Annotated in this window: 2 protein-coding genes; both read left to right on the top strand. The window is 45.6% G+C overall.

All coding sequences use genetic code 11. The annotated features are described in order from the left end of the window. Positions 1–3,434 (top strand): beta strand repeat-containing protein (locus L2748_RS22255; RefSeq protein ID WP_248957766.1); only part of this gene is annotated, 3,434 nt, incomplete at its 5' end. Positions 3,435–3,678: 244 nt separating this feature from the next. Next, positions 3,679–8,335, top strand: a 4,657-nt coding sequence (locus L2748_RS22250; RefSeq protein WP_248957765.1) for a beta strand repeat-containing protein, incomplete at its 3' end; no start/stop codon positions are given.

The raw sequence follows: 8,335 nt of genomic DNA, 5'->3' as shown, positions 1-8,335 counted from the left end.
ACGACTCGGATGTAGATAATACACTTACAGTTGTGAGTTTTGAGGTAAACGGTGAAACCCATGCCGCTGGTACGACTATTGATCTTGAGGGGGGCGAACTGCTCATCAATGAAGATGGATCGTACACCTTCACGCCCAATGATAACTGGAACGGCACCGTTCCAGTTATCACCTATACCACCAATACTGATTCAACAGCCACACTCACAATTGAAGTAACGCCTGCTAATGATGCACCTATTATTGAAACTATCATTAATGACCAAGTCTTAAATGAAGACTTCAACTCATACACAATCGATCTAAATGCAGCATTTAGCGATGTAGATAATAGTGATCAAAGCTTAACGTATAGTGTTAGCGGCAACTCAAATATTATTGTCACTATCAATAATGGTATTGCAACAATTTCCAATACAGCCGATTGGAATGGAACTGAAACACTCATTTTTACAGCTACTGACACTAATAATGAGAGCATTAGTCAAGAGGTTGTATTCGTAGTTTCACCTGTTGTTGATATTGTCACCGACACCCTCAACGTTACCGAGGACACCCCGCTTGAATATAACGTGCTCGATAATGATACCTTTGAGAATTCAGATGCGACGATCACCGCGGTCACTAATGGCGCGCACGGTACCGTTTCAATTGGCCTCAATGGTTTAATCACTTACACCCCAGCGCCTGACTATCATGGTGCAGACAGCTTTACCTATACCGTCACCGCTGGCGGCGTGACCGAAACCATTACCGTCAATGTCAGTGAAGTGAATGACCCAACCACTGTCACTGGCGACACTTCAGGTACTGGCATTGAGGATGCAGCCTCTATTTCCGGTACATTAACCGCTACCGATAATGATGGCCTGACTAATGCCAGCGTCTTTACCGTCACCGGTAACCCGGCGCACGGCAGTGCCACCATTGACCCTGTGACAGGGCTTTGGAATTATGTGCCTGTTGCTGATTACAATGGCAGTGACAGCTTTACCGTCACCATTACTGATGATGATGGAAACACGGTCACGCAAGTGATTGATGTAACGGTTTCACCTGTTGTTGATATTGTCACCGACACCCTCAACGTTACCGAGGACACCCCGCTTGAATATAACGTGCTCGATAATGATACCTTTGAGAATTCAGATGCGACGATCACCGCGGTCACTAATGGCGCGCACGGTACCGTTTCAATTGGCCTCAATGGTTTAATCACTTACACCCCAGCGCCTGACTATCATGGTGCAGACAGCTTTACCTATACCGTCACCGCTGGCGGCGTGACCGAAACCATTACCGTCAATGTCAATGTCAGTGAAGTGAATGATGCTCCAGAGTTTCGCTCTGGTACAGATGTTGCCGGCGATGCTGCTAATATAGACAATTATGACTTTGGTAGTATTAATGAGGGAGCTGTTGCTGGCACCGTTGTTGGAACGGTTATAGCAGATGACCCTGATACAGGTGATATATTAACTTTTACTTTCGCAAATGGATTACTAACCAATGGTGTATTCACTATTGATGCTAACTCTGGAGAAATAACACTTAATCAAACGATCGACGATGCTGATTTAGGTTCATTCTCTCTAGATGTCCTAGTAACTGACTCAACAAACCTAACAGATACGGCTACAGTCATTATTGAACTCGCTAACATCAATGAGCCTCCAGTTGCTAATGATGATTATATTAGCGATGTAATTCTAGAAAATACACCATACACTTTTTCATCCAACTCCATACTAGCTAATGACACTGATCCTGATGGTGATGTACTGTCAATTTCAAATATTAGTAACCCACAAAACGGAACTATTGCATTTGATACTAATGGTTATGTTGTTTTTACACCTTCTCAAGACTATGTTGGGCCTGCGAGCTTCGAATATACAATCCAGGATGCTGATGGACTGACTGATACCGCAATTGTCCATTTTGACGTGTCTCCATCTAGAGATTACAACTTTATCAGTGGTACTGACGGTGATAACGTTATTCAAGGAACTGCAGATAATGACGTTATTGTCAGCGATACTTCTGGCCTACAAATTGTTCCTGGTGAAGATTATAATATCGCCTTTATTATTGATACGTCAGGCAGTATGGGAGTATCCGCGGTAGATACGGCTAAATCTCAATTAATTGAAGTTTTCAGAACTTTGCAAACATCAAGCTCTGGACAACACTCAGGAACTGTAAATGTTGCTGTTATTGATTTTGATGGAACATCTACAACTAGCTTATCGATAGACATTACAAACTTAGATATTGATGCTTTAGCTAATGGCAGTAATAGTGCATGGAATAATATTACCAATGGCGGTTCTACAAATTATGTTAGCGCATTTACAACCGCAACAAGCTGGTTCAACAGTAGTTTAGTTACCAATAATCCAGGGAATAACATCACCTATTTCGTCACTGACGGGCAACATAATACCGGTGGCGACCCTGCTAATTCTTTTAATCAGCTAAATACCATTTCCAACGTAGAAGCTGTAGGTATTAAACAGACAATTAATGCTTCTGATATAGAGCCATACGATAGCGATGGTAATGTACAAGCCAAAATTAGTGTTGATAATTTAGCAAGCGTTATTCTAGGCTCTGAAACCATATTGAATCCAGGAAATGATCAGGTAACAGGCGGTGAAGGTAACGATATTTTATTCGGTGATTTAGCTCAGTTCAATGGTATTGATGGGCAAGGTTTCAGCGCCCTTCAATCTCTAGTTGCAAGAGAAACCGGAGCAGTAGCGAACAATGTAACCACTGAAGATGTCCACTCTTTTATTGCCTCAAACACTGCGATGTTTGATTTGACAAGTGCCAATGATGGTAACGATACGTTAAGCGGTGATGTAGGGAATGATATTATTTTTGGTCAAGGTGGCGATGACACGCTAAATGGTGGCAGCGGTAATGACATCCTTCTAGGTGGAGACGGCAATGACATTATCGTTGGTGGTATAGGGCGAGACCTGTTAACTGGCGGTGCTGGCAACGATGAACTTTATGGCGGTGAGTTATTGACCCCAGAAGATAATGAAAGAGACTTTTTCGAATGGAGTATGGCATCTGCTGACGGTAGTACCGATACAGTATTTGGCTTTAATCATCAAATTGACACACTAAACCTTTCAGACATCTTAATTGATGAGGAAAATGGCAATCTAGAGGACTTTTTATCATTTAGCTTCAGTGGTGGTGATACTACCATCACTATTGATGCTGATGGGCTAGGTAGTGGTACAGATGGTGTAACAATCATTCTAGATGGTGTAGACCTTTCAAGTATCTATGGCTCGTCAGATGCCAGCACTATAATTAATCAACTTATAAATGATGATGCACTTATCGTTGATCCAAATACATCCCCTTTCATCCCCCTATATACACAAATCGATGATGGATTAAACCCACCTTAAAATCAGCCAAAAGTTTCAAGCAACGAAAAAATAGGTTCAATACCTTATAAGGCCACTATAACTATATAGTGGCTTTTTTTACGACTCAAATTTACGAATAGACGCCCGGCAACATTTTATTTCGCAAACACAAACTAAATGTCAAAAATTTGACTACACACCAATACGCCGTATAACATCCCACCATTGCGCGCTACCAAAAGCACGATATTGCAACAACCTTACTTTTGCAGGGATCGAAACGATGAAATCGATAATGACAGCACAGGATGGCCACCTACGAAACCTTAACGGGGAAGTGACAGCTAATATCAATGGAGACATTAAGCAACTTCACGTAGGGGAGTTCATTCCTGCTGGTACGAATATATCGATATCTCAAAATAGCTCTGTAGATATTTTATTTGATGATGGCAGCATATTTACATCTGACTCCCGAAATAATGAACCTCTTTCAACTAACTCTCCCTCTGAAGAAGTTGTAGATGCAGACTTAATTGACGCCCTAAGTGAAATCGAAGAAATTCAAGCGCTAATCGCTGCAGGAGAAGATCCTACTGACGGTCCAGATACCGCTGCAGGTGGACAACCGAGTAACCAAGGAAGTTCTGGGCAGACGTCAATTTCTCGTAGTGCTGATGAAACTATTGCTAGTAGCGGGTTTAGTACCTCCTCACAGAATAGTACGCAGACTGATAGTGTGAATATTGAAGATCTCAACTTATTGGATAGCCCCACCATTACAACAAATGATGTTAATACAATTAATGAAGATAGCACCGCTTCAGGCAATGTATTAACTAATGATTCTGATGCCGATAATGAACTTACTATCAAGAGTTTTTCTGTCGATGGCGCACTCTATACTCCAGGCACTATAGTAAATCTTGAAAGCGGTTCATTAAGCATTAATGAAGATGGCTCTTATGTCTTCATACCCAATGAGAACTGGAACGGTAGTGTCCCTATAATTACCTATACTACTAACACCTTATCTACTGCCACATTAACGCTAGAAGTCACTCCAGTTGATGATGCCAGTATCTTAGCCAATGACAGCAACACCTTTGCAGAAGACACCACAGCAACCGGTAATGTATTAGACAATGACACTGATATCGATAATGACCTGTCTGTTGTCAGTTTTGAGGTTAACGGCAACACTTATGCCGTAGGCACAACGGTAGGACTAGAAGGTGGCTTATTAGTCATCAATCAAGATGGCTCATACACCTTCACGCCAAATGAAAATTGGAACGGCAGTGTTCCTGTCATTACTTACACTACTAATACAGGCTCTAGTGCCACATTAACACTAGAAGTCACTCCAGTTGATGATGCCAGTATCTTAGCCAATGACAGCAACACCTTTGCTGAAGACACCACAGCAACCGGTAATGTATTAGACAATGACACTGATATCGATAATGACCTGTCTGTTGTCAGTTTTGAGGTTAACGGTAACACTTATGCCGCAGGCACAGCGGTCTTACTCGAAGGTGGCTCATTAGTCATCAATGCTGACGGCTCATACACCTTCACGCCAAATGATAACTGGAACGGCAGTGTTCCTAGTGTTACTTACACCACCAATACAGGTTCTAGCGCCACATTAACGCTAGAAGTGACTCCAGTTGATGATACCAGCACCTTAGAGAATGACAGCAACACTGTAGCCGAAGACTCAATCGCTACGGGTAACGTGTTAGACAATGACTCTGATATCGATAATGACCTGTCTGTCATCAGCTTTGAGGTTAACGGCAACACTTATGCCGCAGGCACAACGGTCTTACTCGAAGGTGGCTCATTAGTCATCAATACTGACGGCTCATATACCTTCACTCCAAATGATAACTGGAACGGCAGTGTTCCTAGTGTTACTTATACCACCAATACAGGTTCTAGCGCCACATTAACGCTAGAAGTGACTCCGGTTGATGACGCCAGCGCCTTAGAGAATGACAGCAACACTGTAGCCGAGGACACGACTGCAACTGGTAATGTGTTAGATAACGACTCCGATATCGATAATGATCTATCTGTTGTCAGTTTTGAGATTAACGGTAACCCTTATACTACTGGCACAGTGGTCGTACTCGAAGGTGGATCATTGGTCATCAATAGCGACGGCTCTTATACCTTCACGCCAAATGATAACTGGAATGGTCAAATACCAGTCATTACCTACACTACCAATACAGGCTCTACTGCCACATTAACGTTAGAAGTTACTCCAGTTGATGATGCCAGTATCTTAGAGAATGACAGTAACACCGTTGCCGAAGACTCTACTGCTACCGGTAATGTATTAGACAATGACACTGATATCGATAATGACCTATCTGTCGTCAGTTTTCAGGTTAACGGTAACACCTATACAGCTGGTACCAGTATTGCGCTTGTAGGCGGCTCAGTAGTCATTAATAGTGACGGCTCGTATGCCTTCACTCCAGATAATAATTGGAACGGTAGTGTTCCTGTCATCACATACACTACAAATACAGGTTCAAGCGCAACACTTACGCTGAAAGTCATACCTGTCAACGATGCCCCCGTAGCCGCCAACGATAACTTCAATGTCGATGAAGGCGATAGTGTCAGTGGCAATATGATCACCCATGATGATGGCGATGGTGTTGTTGATACCGACGGTGGCGATGGTGCCGCCTTGAGTATCACGCATATCAATGGTGAAGCACTGAGCTTTAATGCTGATGGTTGGAGCAATCCGATTACTGTCAGCAACGGCACTTTACGTGTTAAAGCTGACGGCAGCTTTGAGTTTACCCACGATGGCAGTGACCCGACGCAAACCAATCCAAGCTTCAATTACACCTTAAGCGATGGCACCGATAGCGATACTGGGACTGTTAGCTTTGATGTCGGCGCAGTCAACGATGCCCCTGTAGCCGCCAACGATAACTTCAATGTCGATGAAGGCGAGACTGTCACAGGCAATATGATCACCCATGATGATGGCGATGGTGTTGTTGATACCGACGGTGGCGATGGCGCGGCCTTGAGTATCACCCACATCAATGATGAGCTACTAAGCTTCAACCTTGATGGTTGGAGCAATCCAATTGCTGTCAGCAACGGCACTTTACGTGTTAAAGCTGACGGCAGCTTTGAGTTTACCCACGACGGCAGCGACCCGACACAAACCAACCCAAGCTTCAAATACACCTTAAGCGATGGCACTGATAGCGATACAGGTACCGTTAGCTTTGATGTAAATCCGATTGACGATACCGCGCCCAATGCGCCAACCGTATTGATTGTTGATGACGGGACGCCAGGCGATGAACTGCTGACGCAAACAGAGATAGGCAATGATGGCGTGCAGCTACAAGTCACCATTGATGGCACTGACTTTGAGGCCGGCGGCCATGTGACACTGACCATTAACGGCGGCGCAGCAATTGAGCTGAGCTTCTCTGACTTCACTAATGATGGCAGCGGCAACCTTACCTTTGGTAACTACACCTATGCCAACGGCGTGATCAGCTGGACGGAAACCGCGCCTGCTGAAGGCGACAGCATCACTGTCACCGCCACCCAAACCGATGCCGACAACAACACCTCGGCACAAGGCAGCGACACCGCAACGGTTGCCGATGAAACCGCGCCCAATGCGCCAACCGTATTGATTGTTGATGACGGCACCCCAGGCGATGAACTGCTGACGCAAGCCGAGATAGGCAATGATGGCGTGCAACTACAAGTCACCATTGATGGCACTGACTTTGAGACCGGCGGCCATGTGACACTGACCATTAACGGCGGCGCAGCAATTGAGCTGAGCTTCTCTGACTTCACTAATGATGGCAGCGGCAACCTTACCTTTGGTAACTACACCTATGCCAACGGCGTGATCAGCTGGACGGAAACCGCGCCTGCTGAAGGCGACAGCATCACTGTCACCGCCACCCAAACCGATGCCGACAACAACACCTCGGCACAAGGCAGCGACACCGCAACGGTTGCCGATGAAACCGCGCCCAATGCGCCAACGGTATTGATTGTGGATGACAGTAATGGGGTTAATAACCAAGGCGATGAACTGCTAACGCAAACTGAGATGGGCAATGATGGCGTACAGCTACAAGTCACCATTGATAGCACAGACTTTGAGGCCGGCGGCCATGTGACACTGACCATTAACGGCGGCGCAGCAATTGAGCTGAGCTTTGCTGACTTCACTGATGATGGCAACGGCAACCTTACCTTTGGTAACTACACCTATGCCAACGGTGTGATCAGCTGGACTGAAACCGCGCCTGCTGAAGGCGAGTCAATCACTATCACCGCCACCCAAACCGATGCCGACAACAACACCTCGGCACAAGGCAGCGACACCGCAACGGTTGCCGATGAAACCGCGCCAAATACACCAACCATATTGATTGTGGATGACAGTAATGGGGTTAATAACCAAGGCGATGGCGTACTAACGCAAACTGAGATGGGCAATGATGGCGTACAGCTACAAGTCACCATTGATGGCACAGACTTTGAGGCCGGCGGCCATGTGACCCTTACCGTTAACGGCGGCGCAGCAATTGAGCTGAGCTTCTCTGACTTCACTAATGATGGCAACGGCAACCTTACCTTTGGTAACTTCACCTATGCCAACGGTGTGATCAGCTGGAGTGAAACCGCGCCTGCTGAAGGCGACAGCATCACTGTCACCGCCACCCAAACCGATGCCGATAACAACACCTCGGCACAAGGCAGCGACACCGCAACGGTTGCCGATGAAACCGCGCCCAATGCGCCAACCGTATTGATTGTTGATGACGGGACGCCAGGCGATGAACTGCTGACGCAAGCCGAGATAGGCAATGATGGCGTGCAGCTACAAGTCACCATTGATGGCACTGACTTTGAGGCCGGCG

The sequence above is a fragment of the Shewanella sairae genome (assembly GCF_023283535.1).
Classification (GTDB): Bacteria; Pseudomonadota; Gammaproteobacteria; order Enterobacterales; family Shewanellaceae; genus Shewanella; species Shewanella sairae.
Note: the sequence above shows the minus strand (reverse complement) of the source record. Positions and strands in the feature narration are given on the sequence as shown.